The sequence below is a fragment of the Micromonospora sp. NBRC 110038 genome (genome assembly GCF_020884815.1).
Taxonomy (GTDB): Bacteria; Actinomycetota; Actinomycetes; order Mycobacteriales; family Micromonosporaceae; genus Micromonospora; species Micromonospora haikouensis.
The window spans coordinates 232,865-252,247 of sequence record NZ_BBOL01000001.1 but is presented as its reverse complement, the minus strand read 5'-3'; the positions used below and the strand labels follow the sequence as shown (position 1 = coordinate 252,247).

The following is a 19,383-nucleotide window of genomic DNA, read 5'->3' as shown; positions in this document are numbered from 1 at the left end:
CCCGACTCCGCCTGGCCGGGTGGCCTCAGGGGCGCCCGCCCGGCGGGGCGAAGGTCCCTCGCGCCACTAGGGAGCTGATGTCGTAGATGACTCACCCCAGCCCCAGCCCCACAGTCCGGGGACGTGCGCGGGGACAGGGACAGGGACAGGGACAGGGACAGGGACAGGGACAGGGACAGGTGAATCTTGGAAGATTCCGGCCCCTGGAGGGGCCATTTCGCTCCAAGATCTACGTTCGGGGCGGCCGGATCGCGGCGGGCGAGGTGCCTGGGGGGCGGCGTGGGGGCGGCCGGGGTGGCGGGGGATGCGGCGGGGGCGACTGGGGTGGCGGCCGAGGGTTGGTGGCGTGGGGATGTGGCGGGAGTGGCGGGGATGCGGGGACGCTGCGGGAGGTGTGGTCGGGGGCGGGTGATGTCGTTGGTGACTCAGCTCCCTAGGGCCCACCGTGTGCCCGCACCCGGCCGTCCGCGCAACGGCACCGCCCGGGAGAGCCGCAGGACCCGCGCGGGCCGGGAGAGCCGGAAGAACGGCAGGGAGCCGGAAGAGCGGCAGGGAGCCGGAAGATGCGAGAGATCAATCACGATGCGGATTCCGTTGCCCACAGCGCCAGAGCGCGCCGAATCCGTTGCCCAGCGGGTCAAGCGCCACCGATACCACTTGCCTTTCGGCGTGCGGCTATGGGATAACCGTGGGCAGAGCGGCCGGTGTCACCCCTGACCGGCCCGAGACCCGATGGGGCTGACATGGCCAACGCCACCGACCACCTCTGGATGCACTTCACCCGGATGGCCAGCTACTCCGCAGGCGAGGTGCCGACGATCGTGCGCGGCGAGGGCGCGTACGTGTGGGATTCGCAGGGCCGCCGCTACCTGGACGGGCTGGCCGGCCTCTTCGTCGTCAACGCCGGCCACGGGCGCACCGAGTTGGCCGAGGCCGCGGCGAAGCAGGCCGGCGAGCTGGCCTACTTCCCGCTGTGGTCGTACGCGCACCCGAAGGCCGTGGAGTTGGCCGAGAAGATCGCCTCGCTGACCCCGGCCGACCTGAACCGGGTCTTCTTCACCACTGGCGGTTCCGAGGCCGTCGAGGCGGCGTGGAAGCTGGCCCGGGCCTACTTCAAGCGGACCGGCAAGCCCAACAAGTACAAGGTCGTGAGCCGCTACATCGCGTACCACGGCACGTCGATGGGCGCGCTGTCGATCACGGGGCTCCCCGGCATCAAGACCGACTTCGAGCCGCTGGTGCCCGGCGCGGTGAAGGTGCCGAACACGAACTTCTACCGGGCCCCGGAGCACGGCGACTCGCCCGAGGCGTTCGGCCGGTGGGCGGCCGAGGAGATCCGGCGGGCGATCGAGCGGGAGGGGCCGGACACCGTCGCGGCGGTCTTCCTGGAGCCGGTGCAGAACTCCGGCGGCTGCTTCCCGCCGCCGCCCGGCTACTTCGAGCGGGTCCGCGAGATCTGCGACGCGTACGACGTGCTGCTCGTCTCCGACGAGGTGATCTGCTCGTGGGGGCGGCTCGGCGAATACTTCGGCGCGGTCCGCTACGGCTACCGGCCGGACATCATCACCACCGCGAAGGGCATCACCTCCGGGTACGCCCCGCTCGGCGCGATGATCGCCAGCGACCGGCTGATGGAGCCGTTCCTCACCGAGACCGGCATGTTCGCCCACGGGGTGACCTTCGGCGGTCACCCGGTCTCCTGTGCGGTGGCCCTGGCCAACCTGGAGGTGTTCGCCCGGGAGGACCTGATCGGGCACGTCCGGGCCAACGAGGACGCCTTCCGCGCCACCCTGGAGAAGCTGCACGACCTGCCGATCGTCGGCGATGTGCGGGGCGACGGCTACTTCTACGGCATCGAGCTGGTGAAGGACAAGGCGACCCGGGCGACGTTCGACGAGGCGGAGTCGGAGCGGCTGCTGCGCGGGTTCCTCTCCACCGCGCTGTTCTCCGCCGGGCTCTACTGCCGGGCCGACGACCGGGGCGACCCCGTCGTGCAGCTCGCGCCGCCGCTGATCGCCGAGCAGCAGCAGTTCGACGAGATGGAGCAGATCCTGCGCGCGGTGCTCACCGAGGCGTGGGCCCGGCTGTAACCGCCGAGCCGACGCGAAGCCGGGCCGTCGCATGCGCTACCAGGAGCTGTCGTACTGGCTGTCCACCGTGGACGAACCGTTGACGCCCCGCCCGCCGCTGGGCGGGGACGCCGACGCGGACGTCGTGATCGTCGGGGCCGGGTACACCGGCCTGTGGACGGCGTACTACCTCGCGCTCGCCGACCCGGCGCTGCGGATCACGGTGCTGGAGGCCGAGATCGCCGGGTACGGCGCGTCGGGGCGCAACGGGGGCTGGTGCTCGGCGCTGTTCCCGACCTCGCTGCCGGCGCTGGCCCGCCGGCACGGCCGCGACGCGGCGCTGCGGATGCAGCGGGCCATGCAGGCCACCGTCCGCGAGGTGGGGCGGGTGGTCGCCGCCGAGGGCATCGACTGCGACTGGCACCTCGGCGGGACGGTGACGCTGGCCCGCAGCGCGGCCCAGCTCGGCCGCGCCCGCGCGGAGGTGGCGCAGGCCCACGCGCACGGCCTGACCGCCGACGACCTGGTGCTGCTCGACGCGGCCGAGGCCGCCGCCCGCTGCGCTGCCGACGGGGTACGCGGCGGGACGTACACCCCGCACTGCGCCGTGGTGCACCCGGCCCGGCTGGCGCGCGGGCTGGCCCGGGCGGTCGAGCGTCGGGGGGTGACCGTCCACGAGCGGACGCCGGTGACCGCGATCCGGGCCGGGGCGGCCGTGACCCCGGCCGGGGCGGTTCGCGCGCCGGTGGTGGTGCGGGCGACCGAGGGGTACACGCCGGGGTTGCCCGGGCAGCGGCGGGTCGTCGCGCCGGTCTACTCGCTGATGGTGGCCACCGCCCCGCTGCCCGAGGAGACGTGGGCGCGGATCGGGCTGGCCGAGCGGGAGACGTTCTCCGACCACCGCCACGTGATCATCTACGGGCAGCGCACGGCCGACGGCCGGCTGGCGTTCGGCGGGCGGGGCGCGCCGTACCACTTCGGGTCCCGGGTGCGGCCCGAGTTCGACCGGGAGCCCCGGGTGTTCGCCGCGCTGCGCCGGACGCTGGGCGAGCTGTTCCCGGCGCTCGGGCCGCAGGTGCCCGTGACGCACACCTGGGGCGGCCCGCTGGGCGTGGCCCGCGACTGGTCGGCGTCGGTGGGGCTGGACCGGGCGACCGGGCTCGCCTGGGCCGGCGGGTACGTCGGCGACGGGGTCGCGACGACGAACCTCGCCGGGCGTACCCTCGCCGATCTGATCCTCGGCGCGGACAGCGACCTGACCGACCTGCCGTGGGTGGGGCACCGCTCGCCGCGCTGGGAGCCGGAGCCGCTGCGCTGGCTGGCCGTCAACGCGGGCCTGCGGGTGATGCTCTCCGCCGACCGGGCGGAGCTGCGCACGGGACGGTCGGCCCGGCGGGCCGCCGTGTTCCAGCGCTTCCTCGGCCACTGAGCGGCCCGGCGCGCGCCTCCGCGCCGCGCCGACGGCGGGCACGGTGGACCGGCGGTCAGTGGTTCGGCGGGATCACCCGCAGGTGGCCACGGCGGCCCGTCTGCGGGTTGTGGTGGTGCTGCGGGCCGCCGCCCTGGTCGTCGCTCGGCGGGCGGGGCGGCGCGGGCCGGGCGGCCTCGCGGACGGCCTCGGCGAGGGCGACCAGGTCGTCGGCGCTGGGCGGCGGGGGCTCGAACTCGCCCTCGTGGCGGACCACGTTCCAGCCCCGGGGGGCCGTCAGGCTGCGCGCGTGGGGCTCACAGAGGTCGTACGTGTGCGGCTCGGCGAAGGCCGCGAGGGGCCCGACCACGGCCGTCGACTCGTTGTAGACATAGGTCAATGTGGCGACCGCTTGCCGGGGGCAGCCGTTTCTTGAGCAGCGCCGTGGTGACCTCACGGCGGGAGGGTATCTCCATTACCGGGTCCGGCGCACCGGTTCGCGTTGCGACACGCCCGTCATCGAGATCACAATTCGCAACATCCGACGCGTCGGGCGGTGACGGGCGGGGTCGGCGCGCCGCGACAGCGGCACAGCCGTGGGCGGGGCGACTCGGCGGGCTACCCTGTGCGTCATGACCAGTCCGGAACACCGCCGCCCCGGCCCCGGCCGGCGCGCCCACCGTGACCGGCACGGGCGGGGCCTGCGCGGGCGGCTGGTGCCGGCGACCGTGCCGCTGGCGCGGACCAAGGCCGAGGTCTTCGACGACCTGGTGCTCGACACGGTCGAGACCCTGGAGCGGCGGTTCGCCAAGGAGCTGGCCGGCGTGGAGTTCGCGGTGGAGGACGTGCCGCCGGACCTGAACGTCTACGACTCCGACGTGCTGGAGGACGGCGAGGTGCCGCTGGCCCGGCTGCTGCCGGGGCGCCCCGGCCGGCAGGAGGTCCCGCCCCGGATCGTGCTCTACCGCCGGCCGCTGGAGTTCCGGGCCATGGACCGGGAGGACCTGGCCGACCTGGTGCACGACGTGATCATCGAGCAGGTGGCGAACCTGCTGGGCGTCGACCCGGACGAGCTGGCGTAGCCGACCGGCTCCCGGCCCCGCCCGCCCAGCCGCGCCCCGCAGCCCCGCTGCGCCCCGGCGCGCGCCCCCCGACGCGCGCTCCGGACGCCCGGGCCGGGCGGCCCCCACCGCCCCGGCCCGGCATCGCTCAGGCGGCCCGCCGCTTGAGCTTGCGCCGCTCCCGTTCCGAGAGCCCACCCCAGATCCCGAACCGCTCGTCGTGGCCGAGAGCGTATTCCAGGCATTCGGTCTTGACCTCGCACCGCGAGCAGATCCGCTTCGCCTCGCGGGTCGAGCCGCCCTTCTCGGGGAAGAACGCCTCCGGGTCGGTCTGGGAGCAGAGTGCCTGCTCCTGCCACTCCGGCGCGTTTCCGAGCAGGTCGGCCACCTCAAGCTGGCCGTCCATCTAAAGATGCCTCCTTGTCGCGCACCGGCGTCGTCGCCGCTGCAACCCCCCACGCGAAAGGCGTGCGTGTCCGTCCGGTCCCCATTTGTTGCGTTCCGTGCGAACAACCCCATTCAAATTACACGCGTGTAATGCGTGCGCCGTCAAGCCGAACTTGATAATGGAGTCGCCCTCCCGACACGCCGTGGACGGCCCTTGCGGCCGTCCGGCCTCGCAACCTGCCCTATCGATTCAGACCCCGGACGAGTAACGCCCTCCCCGGCGAGTTGCCCGAGTTTTCTTGCCGCGGCGGCCCGCCGGCCGGCTCCCCGAAGCCGCCGGCGCGGCCCCGGGGGGCGGGGCTACGACGCGATGCTGATCTTGGTGGGGCACAGGTTAACGCGACTTGGCCGAGACTGCCCATCGGGCCCGCAACGCCGACAGCGCCCCGTCCACATGGTGGACGGGGCGCAGCGGTCGGAACTGAGCGGTGGGTCAGATCGCCACCGAAGGTGCGCTGGTGGGCCAGGTGAACTCCGCGACCGTCCCCCCGGCCACGGTGACCGTCCCGGCGGGTGTGTCCTCATCCCACCAGACGGTATAGAGCCCTGCGGCAAGATCCGGGTAGACGGCACTGTGGAAGGTGCCGTCCTGCACGATGCGCTCACGCACCGCGACGTGGGTGCGCGGCGCGTCCGCCCCGTCGACCCGACTGATCTCGATCTCCCGGCCGTGCAGTTCCCGGCCCGTGTAGATGATCAGGGCACCCGTGTCGCCACCCAGATCGAGGACGACGGTGCCGGTCTCCGTCGGCCCGTACGCGTGGTGATGGTGGTGGGAGTGCATCGGTTCGCTCCGTCCGGGTCAGGACGACGCCGGCGGGTTGTTGAACCCGTCGTACGGCGTGCCGAGGAAGGGGAAGTTGCGCAGGAACGGGGCCGTCACGTCGGCGGCGCTCAGGCCCGGGGTGACCGCACCGGCCGCCGCGTCCGGGGTGAACCCCTTGTCGACCAGCGGCACGGTGACCCCGGCGATGGCCCGCAGCGCGATGCTGACCACGTCGTCGGCGACCCGCCGCCCGTTCGGGAACCCGGCCAGGTCGCCGCCGAGCACCCCGAACCGGTCCGGCTTGGCGCTCGGCCTGATCGCCGTGTTCAGCCGCAGCATGTCGGCCTGGACATCGCCGGTGTTGTTGGAGAAGCCCTGGATCAGCCCGGCCGGGATGCCGGTGAGCAGGATCGCCAGCAGGTCCGCGCGCGGCTTCTTCGTCTTGTTGAGCGCGTCCAGCTTGGGGAACACGCCCGGGTAGAGCACCGGGAGCAGGGCGGCCAGCTCCGGCTGCTCGACGAACTTCGCGAACCGCTTGTCCTCCGTGGGCGGCAGCGTGTTCCACTCGTCCTTCTTGGACATCGGCACGATGACCTCGTTGAACAACGGGTTGCCGAGCCGTGACACCTGCACGAACGGGCCGGTGGCGGTGTCCTTCGCCGAGCCGTTGCCGAGGATCCGCGCCTGCTGGCGCGACGCCGACGTCCACACGCCGATGACCGAGGCGCGGTCGTGCGTGCCGTACCGGTTGGCCCGGCGGCGCACCCGGTTCAGCGGGACCTGCACGGCGAGGGTGTGCACGTTCATCCGGTCGGTGGCGTTGACCGGCTCCCCCTCGGCCTTGAACAGCTTCTTGCCGGCCACGTGCAGCTGCTGGAACGGCCGCAGGGTGCCCAGGTCGAAGATCGCCCCCAGGTCGACGAAGAACCCGTCGGCGCGCTGCCCGGCGAAGACCTTCTCCCCCGTCGACAGGCTGAACGTCGCCTGCCGGGCCAGGGCCGCGTAGTTCGGGGTGGACAGCGGGCCCACGTTGCACGGCGGGCAGGCCAGCTTGTTGGCCAGCCGGTGCTCCTTGCCGTCGGCGATGCGGGTCAGCGAGTAGAACTGCTTGCGGTTCCAGTTCTTGCTGTCCAGCGACTCGATCGGCCCCGTGTTGTAGAGAAAGCTGTTCGGGTTCGTGATCTCGGTGGTGAATTCGAACCGGTAGGTGACGTCCGGCTTGCCGTCGCCGTCGTTGTCGATATGGATCTCGTACCGCACGTCGTCGCCGAACTCGAAGAAGTTCGGGCCGCCGGAGGGGAGCTGCAACGGCACGTAGTTGGCGATCAGCGTGACCGAGTCGGGACGGTCGGGGCTGACGAACGCGTACAGGTCGGAGCTGTCGGCGACCGGATCTTTCGCGATCTCCGGGGCCTCGCGGTGGGAAGACATGGCGGACCAACCTCACTGGGCAGCAAGCGATCAGGGGAAGAGTGGAGAGGGCCGGCGCCGGGAGCCGCGCCGGAGAGACGGGACTGGGCCGGCGTCAGCGCTTGCCGGCGGCGCGCCGCAGCCGGTCCGCCAGGCCGCGGTCGCGTACCTCGATCCGGGACGTGCCGACGAAGACGTCCATGGCGTCGCCGCCCCGCAGGTGCACGACGATGGGCTCGTCCTTCTTCCCGCCGGACGACGGGGAGTTCTGCGCCGCGGACAACCCGGGCACGGTGAGCGCGGCGGCCCCGAGGGTGGCGCTCGCCGCGGCGGTCAACGTCTGCCGGCGGGTCAGTCGCGGCCAACGCCGCTTCCGCTGATCACTGGACATGGGCAACCTTTCCGGCGCGCGGCGCGTCCGCGCCCGCGGTGACGAAAGGCGGGGCCGGCCGACCGCCGGGCCCGCAGGGGGCCGCCGACCGCGGCTCTGGCCTCAGCCGCCGCCGGCAAGCAGTGGTACGGCCCGCACGCCGGAAAGGTTCGACGCTACGGCCGAAGGTGACCGTACGCGGTCGTCCGCTTGCGCGCCGGTCGTCCGGCCCGCGCCGCGATTGCCCGCAACTGCTCCTCGGTGCGCGCCGAGCCGTTGCCCGAGCCGGCCATCCGGGAGATCGTCTCCTCCATCAGGGTGCCGCCCAGGTCGTTGCAGCCGCCGTTGAGCATCGCCGCCGTCCCGGCGTCGCCGAGCTTCACCCAGGAGCACTGGATGTTGTCGATCCGGCCGTGCAGCAGCAGCCGGGCCATCGCGTGCACCGCCCGGTTCTCCCGCCACGTCGGGCCGGGCCGGGCGATGCCGGCGAGGTAGATCGGGGCGTTGGTGTGCACGAACGGCAGCGCCACGAACTCGGTGAACCCGCCGGTGCGGTCCTGCACCCCGGCCAGCACCCGGAAGTGGGCCAGCCACTGCCCGGGGTGGTCGACGTGGCCGTACATCATGGTGGAGCTGGACCGGATGCCCAGCTCGTGGGCCGTCGAGACCACCTCGACCCAGGCGGCGGCCGGCAGCTTGCCCTTGGTGAGCACCCAGCGCACCTCGTCGTCGAGGATCTCGGCGGCGGTGCCCGGGATGGTGTCGAGGCCGGCCTCGCGCAGCCCGGTCAGCCACTCCTTCACCGGCACGCCGGCCTTCGCCGCCGCCGTGACGATCTCCATCGGCGAGAACGCGTGCACGTGCATCCCCGGCACCCGGGCCTTGATCGCCCGGATCAGGTCCGCGTACCCGGTGACCGGCAGCTTCGGGTCGATGCCGCCCTGGAGGCAGACCTCCGTCGCGCCGGCGGCCCACGCCTCCTCGGCCCGGTCGGCCACCTGGTCGACGGAGAGCCGGTACGCGTCGGCGTCGCGCTCCCGCTGGGCGAACGCGCAGAACCGGCAGCCGACGTAGCAGACGTTGCTGAAGTTGATGTTGCGGTTGACGACGTAGGTGACGTCGTCGCCGACGGTGTCGCGGCGCACGTCGTCGGCGATCCGGCACAGCGCGTCCAGCGCCGGCCCGTCGGCGGCGAACAGGGCGAGCGCCTTCGCCTCGTGGGCCGGCGTCAGCAGCGCCGCCGGGTCGTCGGCGGCCAGCCGCAGCCCGGCCCGCAGCTCGGCGTTTCCGGCGCCCTCCCCGGCCGTCGCTGCCGCTCCCGCCGCCGCTGCCGCCCCTGCTCCCGCCCGGCTCGCGTCGGCCTGCGCGGCCACCTCCGACCAGTCGCCGTAGACGTTGTCGAAGTCACCGCGCCGGTCGCCGGTGCGGCCGGTGGTGTCGATGGTGGCGTGCAGGTCGGTCCGCCCGCCGCCGAACACCTCCTCCGGCTCCTGCCAGGGCCGGCCCTGCGGACGGGCCGACTCGACGGCGAGGCCGGTCGCCGGATCGGCCAGCGCGGACACGTGCGGCAGCAGGCGCGGATCCAGCCACGGGTCGCCGGCCCGGACGTACTCGGGGTAGATCGTCAGCCGCTCGCGCAGTGTGAAGCCGGCCTCCGCCGTGCGCCGGGCCAGCTCGTCGAGCTGCGGCCAGGGGCGTTCCGGGTTGACGTGGTCGGGGGTCACCGGCGAGACGCCGCCCCAGTCGTCGATGCCGGCGCGCAGCAGCAGGGCGTACTCGCCGGCGATCAGGTTCGGCGGGGCCTGGATCCGGGCGCCGGGGCCGAGCAGCACCCGGGCCACCGCCACCGTGGCGGCGAGGTCGTGCAGCTCGGCGTCGGGCATGCCGCGCATCGCCGTGTCCGGCTTGGCGCGGAAGTTCTGCACGATCACCTCCTGGAGGTGACCGTACGCGCGCTGGGCCCGGCGGATCGCGAAGAGCGCGTCGACCCGCTCGGCCGGGGTCTCGCCGATGCCGATCAGGATGCCCGTGGTGAACGGCACCCCGACCCGGCCGGCGTCGTCGAGCACCCGCAGCCGCACCGCCGGCTCCTTGTCGGGCGAGCCGAAGTGCGGGCCGCCCGGCTCCGACCACAGCCGGGTCGCGGTGGTCTCCAGCATCATGCCCATGCTCGGGGCGACGGGCTTGAGCCGCTGGAGCTCCGACCAGGAGAGCACCCCGGGGTTGAGGTGGGGCAGCAGGCCCGTCTCCTCCAGCACCGCCACCGCGCAGGCGCGCAGGTAGTCGAGGGTCGAGTCGTAGCCGCGCGCGTCCAGCCACTCCCGGGCGGCCGGCCAGCGCTCCTCGGGCCGGTCGCCGAGGGTGAACAGCGCCTCCTTGCAGCCCTGCGCCGCGCCCTGCCGGGCGATGGCGAGCACCTCGTCCCGGTCGAGGAAGGCGGCCGGCAGCCGGTGCGGGACGGTGGCGAAGGTGCAGTAGTGGCAGCGGTCCCGGCAGAGCCGGGTCAACGGGACGAAGACCTTCTTGGAGTACGTGACGACGTCGGGGCGGCCGGCGTCGCGCAGCCCGGCGTCGCGGATGTCACCGGCGACGCGGAGCAGCTCGTCGAGGGCGGCACCCCGGGCGGCGAGCAGGGCGGCGGCCTCGTCGACGTCCAGCGCGAGCCCGGAGGCGGCCCGGCGCAGGGCGCGCTCGATGCTGGCCGCGGTGGGGCGGGGCTCGGTGCGATCAACCATCCGCCCAGCCTATGCGCCCTGCCGCCGGCCCTGATCCGCTGGCCAGGCCACCTTCGACGCGACGGCCTCCCGGACACGGCCGGTGACGGGCGAGCGGCGACCCACGGCGGCTCCCCGGGCTGACTGTCCGTCACGTCTGGCCGACCCCGCCAGACGTCCCTCGCTCCCTTTGCTCTGCACCCATGGGCGCAACACCGGGGGCAGGCTGGGCAGATGCAAGGCCATGGATGGCGCGGGTTCGGCGATCCCGTCGCGGTACGTAGTGCGTTGCGTATCCGGGTGCAGAGCAAAGGGGGCGGACCGGGATGGCGCGCTCCGACCTCGGGAAGTGACGCTCTGCCACGCGGCGGTGACCGTTGTTCCCAAAAGCGCGTCGGGTGGGCTCCCCGGCGGCCGCGACCGGCCGGGGAGCCCACCCGACGGGCGGCGGTTCAGTCCTCGCGCGGGAAGCGCTGGGTGCGGTCGGCGTCGGAGTTCCGCTCGCCGCCGGACGCGCCCGGCTCGCCGGGCTGGCGCGGGATCGCCTGGGTCGGGTCGGCCGACGGCGGCTGCCCGAACGGGGGCGCGGCGGGCGCCATGGGCTGCGGCGGGGGGAACGGCGAGGCCGGCTGCGCGCCCGCCTGGGGCGGCGTGAACGGCGGGCCGGACTGCGGCGGGGCCGGGTACGGCGGTGCGGAGGCCGGGGGCGCCGAAGCCGGTGGCGCGGAGGCCGGGGGCGCGGAGGCCGGGGCGGCCGGGGCGAACGGCGAGGTCGGCTGCCCGTGCGGGCCGGACTGGCCGGCGAACGAGCCCGGCTGGCCGGGGGCCGGGAACCCACCCGGCTGGCCGGCGGAGGGGTAACCGGGCTGCTGCCCGGCGACCGGGTAACCGGGCTGCTGCCCGGCGGACGGCCAGCCGCCCTGCTGGCCCGGGCCCCAGCCCTGCGGGCCGCCCTGGCCCGGCTGACCGGGCTGCTGCGGCCAGCCCGGCTGCGGCTGGCCGTACACGCCGGGGGCCGGCTTCGGCTTCGGGGTGAAGTAGAGGGCGCGCCAGACCCGGAAGACCACGAACGCGCCGGACGCGAAGATCGCCAGCCAGGCGGCCCGGGTCAGCAGGCCGAGGAACGCGTCGAGCACCTCCGCCTTGGCGAGCCGGTCGACCGTCCAGATCAGCAGGGTGAGCGCGGCGAGAAGGGCGGCGAAGGCGTACTCGCCCAGCGCCACCTGGACGATCAGCTTCGCCCGCTGCGCCACGGGGGCGACGTGCGTGGCGAGCAGCACGGCCAGCACCGGCAGCACGGCCGCCTCCAGGCCGGCGAACGAGAAGAAGCCACTGCCCGCCCGGCTGTAGAAGGTGCTGTAGTCGGCCGGGGCGAGCAGCCGGATCAGGCCGACGAACAGCAGAACGGCGTTCGCGCCGAGCAGCGCGAGCGCGATCAGCTCGCGTAACGGGTCGGTGAGCCGACGGGCCGGGGTGGCGGGGTGGGACGCGGGCGCCGCGTCACCGGACGCGGGCTCGGCGGGGCTGGTCACGAACTCCCCCTCGGGGCGGTAACGGACAGTTGCCGACGTGAGCCTAGTCTCCCCGGGCACCGGCGACCCCGGCGCGGGGCGTGCGGGAGGATGGGCGGCATGCGCATCGTCGTACTGGCCGGCGGCATCGGGGGTGCCCGATTCCTGCTCGGCGTCCGGGCGTACGCCCGCGAGGTGGGCGCCGAGGTGACCGCCGTGGTCAACGTCGGCGACGACCTCTACCTGCACGGGCTCAAGGTCTGCCCCGACCTGGACAGCGTCATGTACACCCTCGGCGGCGGGGCCGACGCCGAGCGGGGCTGGGGCCGGGCCGACGAGACCTGGACGGTGAAGTCGGAGCTGGCCGCGTACGGCGCGGAGCCGACCTGGTTCGGGCTCGGCGACCGGGACGTCGCCACCCACCTGGTGCGCACCACCATGCTCACCGGCGGGTATCCCCTGTCGGCGGTCACCGAGGCGCTGGCGACGCGCTGGCAGCCCGGCGTACGCGTGCTGCCGGCGACCGACGACCGGCTGGAGACGCACGTGGTGGTGAGCGACCCCGACGGCGGCGGCCAGCGGGCGATCCACTTCCAGGAGTGGTGGATCCGGTACCGCGCAGGCATCCCCACCCACCGGTTCGTCTTCGTCGGCGCGGAGGCGGCGAAGCCCGCGCCCGGCGTGCTCGACGCGATCGCCGCCGCCGACGTGGTGCTGGTCGCGCCGAGCAACCCGGTGGTGAGCGTCGCGCCGGTGCTGGCCGTGCCGGGGCTGCGCGAGGCGCTCGCCGACGGGCCGGCCCCGGTGATCGGGGTTTCCCCGATCATCGGCGGCGCGGCGGTGCGCGGGATGGCCGACCGCTGCCTGGCCGTGCTCGGCGTCGAGTGCAGCGCCGCCGGGGTGGGCGCTCTCTACGGCGCCCGGTCCTCCGGCGGGCTGCTGGACGGCTGGCTGGTCGCCCCCGAGGACGCCGACGCGGTGGTGCCGGGCGTGCCGGTCCGGGCGGTCCCGCTGCTGATGACCGACGAGGCGGCGACGGCGGCGATGGTGCGGGCGGCGGTGGAGCTGGCGTGAGGCTGGAGATCATGCCGGTGCTGGGCATCGGCGACGTGACCGAGGGTGACGACCTGGCGGCGTTGATCGCCACTGCCGCGCCGTGGCTGCGCGACGGCGACGTGCTCGTGGTGACCAGCAAGATCGTCTCCAAGGCGGAGGGGCGACTGGTGGACGTGCCGGCCGACGGGCCGGAGCGGCTGGCCGCCCGCGACGAGGTGCTGGCCGCCGAGACGGCCCGGGTCGTGGCCACCCGGGGCGCGACCCGGATCGTGCAGACCCACCACGGCTTCGTGATGGCGTCGGCCGGCATCGACGCCTCGAACGTCGACAAGACCCGGCTGGTGCTGCTCCCGCAGGACCCGGACGCCTCGGCGCGGGCCCTGCGGGCGGCGCTGCGCGAGCGCTACGACGTGGACGTCGCGGTGATCGTCACCGACACGATGGGCCGGCCCTGGCGTAACGGCCTCACCGACGTGGCGCTCGGGGTGGCCGGGATGCCGGCGATCCGCGACCACCGGGGCGAGGTCGACCCGTACGGCAACGAGCTCCAGCTCACCCAGATGGCGGTGGTGGACGAGCTGGCCGGCGCCGGCGAGCTGATCAAGGGCAAGTGCGACCAGGTCCCCGTGGCCGTGGTGCGCGGGTACCTCACCGCGACCGCACCCGACGACGGCGTCGGCGCGCGGGCGCTGGTCCGCGACGCGGAGCTGGACCTGTTCTCGCTCGGCACGGCGGAGGCGCGCGCCGCCGGGCTGGCCGCCGCCGCGACCCTGCCCGACGGCCCCGGCGCGGCCCCCGCCGACCCGGCGGCGGTGGCGCGGGCCATCGCCGCGGTGGCCGGCGTGGTCGCCCCCGGCACGGTCTTCACCCCCGTCACCGACGACGAGGTACGCGCCGCGCTGGCCGCCACCGTGCCCGGCTGGCCGCAGCGGGCCACCGGCCTGGTGCTCGGGGAGCCGCCGACGCCGGTCGACCCGGCCGGCCTGGTGCGACTCGGCGCGGACCTGCAACGCCTGCGCACCGCCCTGGCCGCCGAGGGCGTCCCGTCGACCCTGCTGCCGCCCCCGCCGGGCAGCACGGCCGCCGCCTGCCTGGCGCTCTGAGGCCGCCCAGCCCGGCGCTCCGGCTGCGGGGTCGCCCGGGCGGGGTCACGCGTCGAGGATGGCGCGGCCCAGCGGGGTGAGGGTGTGCAGGACGGTGTTGCGGTCACGGTGGCTGACCAGCAGGCCGGCGTTGCGCAGCACGGTGGCGTGCTGGCTCGCCGCCGCCGGGGAGATGCGCAGCCGGCGGGCCACCTCGCCGGTGGTGCAGCCGGCGTCGGTGGCCTCCAGCACCGCCGCCCTGGTGCGGCCGAGCAGCGCGGCCAGCGCCTCCCGCCCGGTGCCGGCCCGGGCCGACGCGCCGCCGCCGGTCGCCGCCGTGACGAGCCCGCCCAGCCGGTCCACCGGGTAGACGAGCACCGGCGGCAGGTCCGGGTCGGCCAGCGCCACGGGGGTGCCGGCGCAGAAGAACGACGGCACCAGCAGCAGGCCCCGGCCGTCCAGGTGCAGCTCCCGGCTCTCCGGGTAGCCGTGGATCTCCAGCACCCCCGACTCCCAGCGGGCGAGCGGGCGGAAGCTGTCGAGCAGCCCTTCGACGCCGCCGTCGAGCAGGGCCCGGGCGCGCCGCATCCGGTCCGAGTCGATCGCGGCCTGGATGTGCGCCCAGTACGGGCTCAGCGCCAGCTCGCGGTACCGCTCCATCGAGTCGGTCAGGTGGCGCAGCATCTCGGGCTCGCCCCGGGCCAGTGCCCCCGCCGAGGCGGGCAACGGGTGTTCCCCGGCCATCCGGGTCATGTCCCGGTGCAGCAGCCGCACGGGCGTGCTGCGGATGGCCTCCAGCCCTTCCGCCAGCCCTTGGAGCCCCTCGTGCGGGGTGAGGAAGTCGGGGAAGTAGCCGCGCCCCGGGTTCAGCGCGAACAGCAGCCGCATCGGCTCCGTGCCGACCTGCCGGCGCAGCTCCCGGGAGACGCCCCGACGCCAGCCGGAGGTCAGCGGGTCCGGGCTGCGGACCTGGAGCACGTGCACGCTGAGGATCAGCTCCCAGAGCGGGTCCGCGCCCGGGGCCACCCGGGTCCGGAGGATGTCGTCGGGCGAGAAATAGATCTTCAGCATTGGATCGCTCCCGTGCGGCGGGCAGAGGGGGGAGACACTGCCGACCGTTCGCACTGTACCCGGGCGGCAGTTATCTCCACTTTTAAGCGTGGGATGAAAAACCTCGACGTCCCCGGTCAGCCTTCGGCATGCTCTGGGTTGTCCCGCACGGGCCGTCCGTCATCGACGCCGGCCCGGCCACCGGGGCCGGGGAGGATCCGGCGGACGGGCGGCACCACGAGGGTCTGCGGCCCTTGCTCCGCAGAGGTGTCCCCGTCCGCCAACCCGGCCGGGCCGAGGCTCGCCCGCCCGGTTCCGCGCGCCCAGTCAGCCGATCCAGAGCGCGACCCGGTGGTCCTCGTCCGTGACGTACCAGCAGCGGCCGTCGGCCTCGGCCAGCCCCTCCACGTGGTGGAACGGCGCCAGGTCCGCCACCAGTTCGCCCGGCACGAGGTGCCCGGCCGCCTTCTCCAGCCGGAACCGGACGTGCCGCGAGGTGACGTCGCCGCCGTGCGGGTGGTCGTCGAGCAGCACCGAGCCCTTGCCCAGCGCGTCGATCGAGCCGACGATCGCCGCGTAGCCGCCGTCGGACAGCGGCACGAGCGCGCGGAAGCCGGTGAGCGCGCCCGGCGGGGTGACGCCGCTCAGGGCGTACGCGCCGAGGGCCCGGGGCCAGTCCCCGCCGTCGAACATCTCCGGCACCCCGGCCACCTCGACCAGGATCGGCTCCCCGTCGGTGGTCACCGGGAAGCGCAGGCCGAGCAGCACCGTCCCGTGCGGGGTGAACGCCGCCGCCTCGACGTTGAGCGGCAGGTCTCCCTCGGCGAGCCGGCTCACCCAGCCCTTCGCCCGGGCGGTACCCCGGGCCACCGTCTCGGCGATGAACCGTTCCCGCACCCGCCGTCCCGGCGGCAGCGTGGTCAGCTCGGCGGCGGCCAGCGCGTCGTTGACCGCCCGGTGCAGCCGGAACCGGTTTCGCACCACCCGCACCGGCAGCCGGCCGCCGATGGCGTCGTCCTCGCGGAACCGGGCCACGAACGCGCGGCGGGGGCGCAGCGGGCCGGCCTTCGAGCCGAAGTGGGAGCCGAAGACGTACACCCAGCCGTCGTGGTGGGCCAGCGCCTCGCCGTCCTCGGTGCGGCCGTTCTCGGTGCCGGCGTCGGCGTCGACGTGGTGGGCGGACCACTCGCCGTCGTCGTGTTCGAGCAGCAGGGCGAGGCACTGCTCGACCGGGCCCTCGTCGAGGACGGTCCAGAAGCCGCGCCGGGCGCGGTGGGCGGCGAGCACGGCCGGCGAGCGCACCGGAAGCAGATCGCTGGCCTCGTTGCCGGCGACGACGAACTCGACAAGTCGCAAGGTCACCCGCATAGGGTGGCACCCGTGCCAGACGCAAGGAAGGGCCCGCAGCCAACGCATCCCGTCGAGCCGGCATCCCCGCTTGACGCCCATGTCCCCAGCTACGCGGCGCTGCACGGCGACGCGACGCGCGTACTCGAAGGGTGGACGCCGACCGGGGCGGCGGCCCGGCGCGGCCCGGGACCGCACCCTGGAGTTGCTGGCCGCCGGGCCGGCGGCCCTGGCCCGGGAGCACCGGGCGGGCCACGTCACCGCCAGCGCGCTGGTCCTCGACCCGACCGGCGGGCGGGTGCTGCTCTGCCTGCACGGCAAGTTCCGCAAGTGGGTGCAGCTCGGCGGGCACTGCGAGCCCGGCGACCGGACCCTGGCCGGCGCGGCGCTGCGCGAGGCGGGCGAGGAGTCGGGCATCGCCGGCCTGGTCGTCGACCCGGTCCCGATCGACGTGGACGTCCACAAGGTCGCCTGTCAGGGTGGGTCGCTGCACTACGACGTCCGGTTCGCGGTCTTCGCGCCGACGGGCGCGACGGAGCAGGTCAGCGACGAGTCCGAGGCGCTCGGCTGGTTCCCGCCGGACCGGCTGCCGGAGCCGCTGGCCGGCGGGACCGCCCAGCTCGTCGCCCCGGCCCTGGCCGCCCTGCGCCGCCGCCGCGGCTGACCCGGCCCGCGCCGGCCGGCAGCGGACCCCCAAGCGGCGGCCGGGCGGTCGGACAGCGGGCGGCGGGGCGGCCGGACAGCGGGCGGCCTGGCCGCCGGGGCAGCCGCCCGCCCGGCGCGGGGTCAGACCAGGTTCTCCTCGCCCCGGTCTTTCAGCTCGTCGACCAGGGCCTTCACGTCCTGGGCGCGGTCGCGGGGGCAGACCAGCACGGCGTCGGGGGTGTCGACCACGATCAGGTCGTGCACGCCGAGGGCGGCCACCAGCCGGCCGGAGTGCGGCACCACGACCAGCCCGCTGGCGTCGCGCAGCAGCACGCCCGGCTTGGCGTCGGTGCCCAGGACCACGTTGCCGGCCGCGTCGGCGGGCAGGACGTCGCCGAGGGTGTGGAAGTCGCCGACGTCGTTCCAGCCGAAGTCGCCGGGGACGGTGGCCACCCGCCCGGCGGTCGCCGCGCCCTCCATCACCGCGTAGTCGACGGAGATCTTCGGCAGGGTCGGCCAGACCGTGCCGAGGACGTCGTCCTGCTCGGGGGTGCCCCACGCGGCGGCGATCGCGGTGATCCCGGCGTGCAGCGCCGGCTGCTGGCGGGCCAGCTCCGCCAGGAACACGTCGACCCGCCAGACGAACATGCTGGCGTTCCAGAGGTGGTGCCCGGAGCGGAGGTACGCCTCCGCGACCTCGGCGGCCGGCTTCTCCTTGAACTCCAGCACCGGCCGCAGTGGACCGTCGGCGGTCGGGTCGCCGGTGTGCAGGTAGCCGTAGCCGGTCTCGGCGCGCGTCGGGGTGATGCCCACCGTCATCAGCAGCCCCTGCTCCGCGCCGGTCACCGCCTCGGCGACCGTGGCCCGCCAGACGTCGGCGTCGCGGATCAGGTGGTCTGCGGCGAAGGAGCCCATCACCGCGCCCGGCTCGCGCTGCGCGATCACCGCCGCGGCGAGGGCGATGGCCGCGCAGGAGTCGCGGGGCGAGGGCTCGACGAGGATGTTCTCCTCGGGCAGGCCGGCCAGTTGCCGCGCCACCGCCGCGACGTGCGCGGCTCCGGTGACCACCAGGGTGCGCTCCGGCGTGGTCAGCGGCGCCAGCCGGTCCACCGTGGCCTGGAGCAGGGACGCGGGGGTGCCGGTGAGCGGGTGGAGGAACTTGGGATGGCCCGCACGGGACAACGGCCACAACCTTGTGCCGCTGCCGCCCGCCGGGATGACGGCGTAGAGCATCAGCACATCATGCCCGAACCCGCACGCTACGGGCGCATCGTCACGCCGCGCGGCGTCAGGCGCGGGCCCGCGTCCACGCCGCGATGTGCACCTCGGCGCTGGACTCCCAGGTGAACTCCTTCGCCCGGTCGAAGCCGGCCTTGGCCAGCGACAGCCGGCGCTGCTCGTCGTCGAGCAGGGCGGCCAGGTCGGCGGCGATCTGCTCCGGGGCCTCGCTCGTGTACGCCACCGCGTCGCCGCCGACCTCCGGCAGCGACAGCCGCGGCGTGGTCAGCACCGGGGCGGCGCAGGCCATCGCCTCCAGGATCGGCAGGCCGAACCCCTCGCCGTACGACGGGTAGGCGGCGACCAGCGCGCCGCCGAGGAAGCCGGGCAGGTCGGCGTAGCGCAGGTAGCCCGGGCGCAGCAGGCGCAGGTGCGACGGCACCTCGGCGACGGCCCGGTCGATGTCGTCGTCGTGCCCCTGACCGCCGGCGACCACCAGGGCGGGCGGATCCTGCCGGTCGGCGACCGCGCGCGCCCAGCCCCGGATCAGGTTCGGGACGTTCTTGCGCGGCTCCTTCGCGCCGAGGAACGCGACGTAGCTGCTGTCGCCGAGCCCCAGCCGGGCCCGGACCCGGGCCTTCTCCTCCTCGCCGGGCGCGTGGAAGGCGGCGTGGTCGACCCCGTGGTAGGCCACGTCGATGCGGGTCGGGTCGGCGTCGAGCAGCCGGATCAGCTCGTCGCGGGTGGCCTTGCTGGGCACGATCACCCGGGCGGCCCGGCGCAGCGACGTCTTGATCGCGCTGCGGAAGAACGTGCGGCGGGACTTGTCGTAGTGCTCCGGCTCGGTGAAGAAGGTCGCGTCGTGCACGGTCACCGTGACCGGACAACCCGCCCGCAACGGGCAGGTGTAGAAGGGCGAGTGCAGCACCTGCGCGCCGACCTGCTGGGCCAGCAGCGGCAGACCGGTCTGCTCCCAGGCGAGCCGGGCCGGGCGGTGGGCCACGGCGGCGGGGGCGGCGACGATCTCCGCGCCGGGCAGCATCCGGGAGTAGCGCTCCAGGTCGGTGCGCAGGCCGACCACGGCCAGGTCGACCCCTTGGCCGCACACCTTCCCGAGGGCGCCGAGCAGGCCGTCGACGTATCGACCGACGCCGCCCCGGTCGGCGGGGACACTCGTGGCGTCGATGAGTACGCGGGGCGGACGACCGGCGGTCACGGGGCGACTCCTT

General features: G+C 74.8%; 16 protein-coding genes and 1 pseudogene. 6 read left to right on the top strand and 11 right to left on the bottom strand.

The annotated features are described in order from the left end of the window. Positions 1 to 743: 743 nt before the first annotated feature. Complete coding sequence (locus LPU61_RS01105; protein WP_077936245.1) at positions 744 to 2,090, top strand: aspartate aminotransferase family protein; 1,347 nt, start codon at positions 744 to 746, stop codon at positions 2,088 to 2,090. A gap of 31 nt (positions 2,091 to 2,121) precedes the next feature. Beyond that, positions 2,122 to 3,498: an FAD-binding oxidoreductase gene (locus LPU61_RS01100; protein ID WP_229403792.1), complete on the top strand. Its 1,377-nt coding sequence runs from the start codon at positions 2,122 to 2,124 to the stop codon at positions 3,496 to 3,498. A gap of 55 nt (positions 3,499 to 3,553) precedes the next feature. Here the strand turns inward: LPU61_RS01100 and LPU61_RS01095 are convergent, their stop codons facing one another. After that, a complete protein-coding gene (locus tag LPU61_RS01095) occupies positions 3,554 to 3,934 on the bottom strand; it encodes a DUF3499 domain-containing protein (protein WP_074476608.1) in 381 nt (126 codons plus the stop codon). A gap of 175 nt (positions 3,935 to 4,109) precedes the next feature. Here LPU61_RS01095 and LPU61_RS01090 point away from each other — a divergent pair, with 175 nt between their 5' ends. Beyond that, positions 4,110 to 4,559: a metallopeptidase family protein gene (locus LPU61_RS01090; RefSeq protein WP_007455785.1), complete on the top strand. Its 450-nt coding sequence runs from the start codon at positions 4,110 to 4,112 to the stop codon at positions 4,557 to 4,559. Positions 4,560 to 4,686: 127 nt separating this feature from the next. On the opposite strand, the gene LPU61_RS01085 is transcribed toward LPU61_RS01090, so the two are convergent. The 6 genes from LPU61_RS01085 to LPU61_RS01060 form a co-directional block, all read right to left on the bottom strand. Then, positions 4,687 to 4,944 (bottom strand): WhiB family transcriptional regulator, encoded by a 258-nt coding sequence (locus LPU61_RS01085; protein ID WP_007074725.1) that lies wholly within the window; start codon positions 4,942 to 4,944, stop codon positions 4,687 to 4,689. Between the two features lie 474 nt (positions 4,945 to 5,418). Next, positions 5,419 to 5,769 (bottom strand): hypothetical protein, encoded by a 351-nt coding sequence (locus LPU61_RS01080; protein ID WP_043961988.1) that lies wholly within the window; start codon positions 5,767 to 5,769, stop codon positions 5,419 to 5,421. Positions 5,770 to 5,787: 18 nt separating this feature from the next. After that, positions 5,788 to 7,182, bottom strand: coding sequence for a DUF4331 domain-containing protein (locus LPU61_RS01075; protein ID WP_229403791.1), 1,395 nt, complete (start codon positions 7,180 to 7,182; stop codon positions 5,788 to 5,790). Positions 7,183 to 7,276: 94 nt separating this feature from the next. After that, positions 7,277 to 7,552 (bottom strand): hypothetical protein, encoded by a 276-nt coding sequence (locus LPU61_RS01070; RefSeq protein ID WP_043961986.1) that lies wholly within the window; start codon positions 7,550 to 7,552, stop codon positions 7,277 to 7,279. Between the two features lie 155 nt (positions 7,553 to 7,707). Further along, positions 7,708 to 10,266 carry a bifunctional FO biosynthesis protein CofGH gene (locus tag LPU61_RS01065; RefSeq protein ID WP_043961985.1) on the bottom strand — a complete coding sequence of 853 codons (2,559 nt, stop codon included), beginning with the start codon at positions 10,264 to 10,266 and terminating at the stop codon, positions 7,708 to 7,710. Positions 10,267 to 10,697: 431 nt separating this feature from the next. Then, positions 10,698 to 11,777, bottom strand: a complete 1,080-nt coding sequence (locus tag LPU61_RS01060) for a hypothetical protein (protein ID WP_229403790.1) — start codon at positions 11,775 to 11,777, stop codon at positions 10,698 to 10,700. 99 nt (positions 11,778 to 11,876) lie between these two features. Between LPU61_RS01060 and cofD the strand changes: the two genes are divergently transcribed. Together cofD and LPU61_RS01050 are read left to right on the top strand one after the other, a co-directional pair. Further along, positions 11,877 to 12,830 carry a 2-phospho-L-lactate transferase gene (gene cofD / locus LPU61_RS01055; RefSeq protein WP_229403789.1) on the top strand — a complete coding sequence of 318 codons (954 nt, stop codon included), beginning with the start codon at positions 11,877 to 11,879 and terminating at the stop codon, positions 12,828 to 12,830. Then, a complete protein-coding gene (locus LPU61_RS01050) occupies positions 12,827 to 13,915 on the top strand; it encodes a coenzyme F420-0:L-glutamate ligase (RefSeq protein ID WP_229403788.1) in 1,089 nt (362 codons plus the stop codon). Before cofD ends, LPU61_RS01050 begins: the two co-directional genes overlap by 4 nt. Before the next feature lie 45 nt (positions 13,916 to 13,960). Here LPU61_RS01050 and LPU61_RS01045 read toward each other — a convergent pair whose 3' ends face one another. Then, a complete protein-coding gene (locus LPU61_RS01045; RefSeq protein ID WP_043961980.1) occupies positions 13,961 to 14,965 on the bottom strand; it encodes a winged helix-turn-helix domain-containing protein in 1,005 nt (334 codons plus the stop codon). Positions 14,966 to 15,271: 306 nt separating this feature from the next. Beyond that, the gene (locus LPU61_RS01040) at positions 15,272 to 16,306 is read right to left on the bottom strand and encodes a DUF4185 domain-containing protein (protein WP_229403787.1); all 1,035 of its coding nucleotides are present in this window, start codon (positions 16,304 to 16,306) and stop codon (positions 15,272 to 15,274) included. 105 nt (positions 16,307 to 16,411) lie between these two features. Between LPU61_RS01040 and LPU61_RS01035 the strand changes: the two are divergent. After that, positions 16,412 to 16,955: pseudogene (locus tag LPU61_RS01035) on the top strand (NUDIX hydrolase). A gap of 122 nt (positions 16,956 to 17,077) precedes the next feature. On the opposite strand, the gene LPU61_RS01030 reads toward LPU61_RS01035, so the two are convergent. After that, the gene (locus LPU61_RS01030; protein ID WP_043963986.1) at positions 17,078 to 18,169 is read right to left on the bottom strand and encodes a mannose-1-phosphate guanylyltransferase; all 1,092 of its coding nucleotides are present in this window, start codon (positions 18,167 to 18,169) and stop codon (positions 17,078 to 17,080) included. A 55-nt stretch (positions 18,170 to 18,224) separates the two neighbouring features. After that, a complete protein-coding gene (locus tag LPU61_RS01025; RefSeq protein ID WP_043961979.1) occupies positions 18,225 to 19,370 on the bottom strand; it encodes a glycosyltransferase family 1 protein in 1,146 nt (381 codons plus the stop codon). Positions 19,371 to 19,383: the final 13 nt, after the last annotated feature.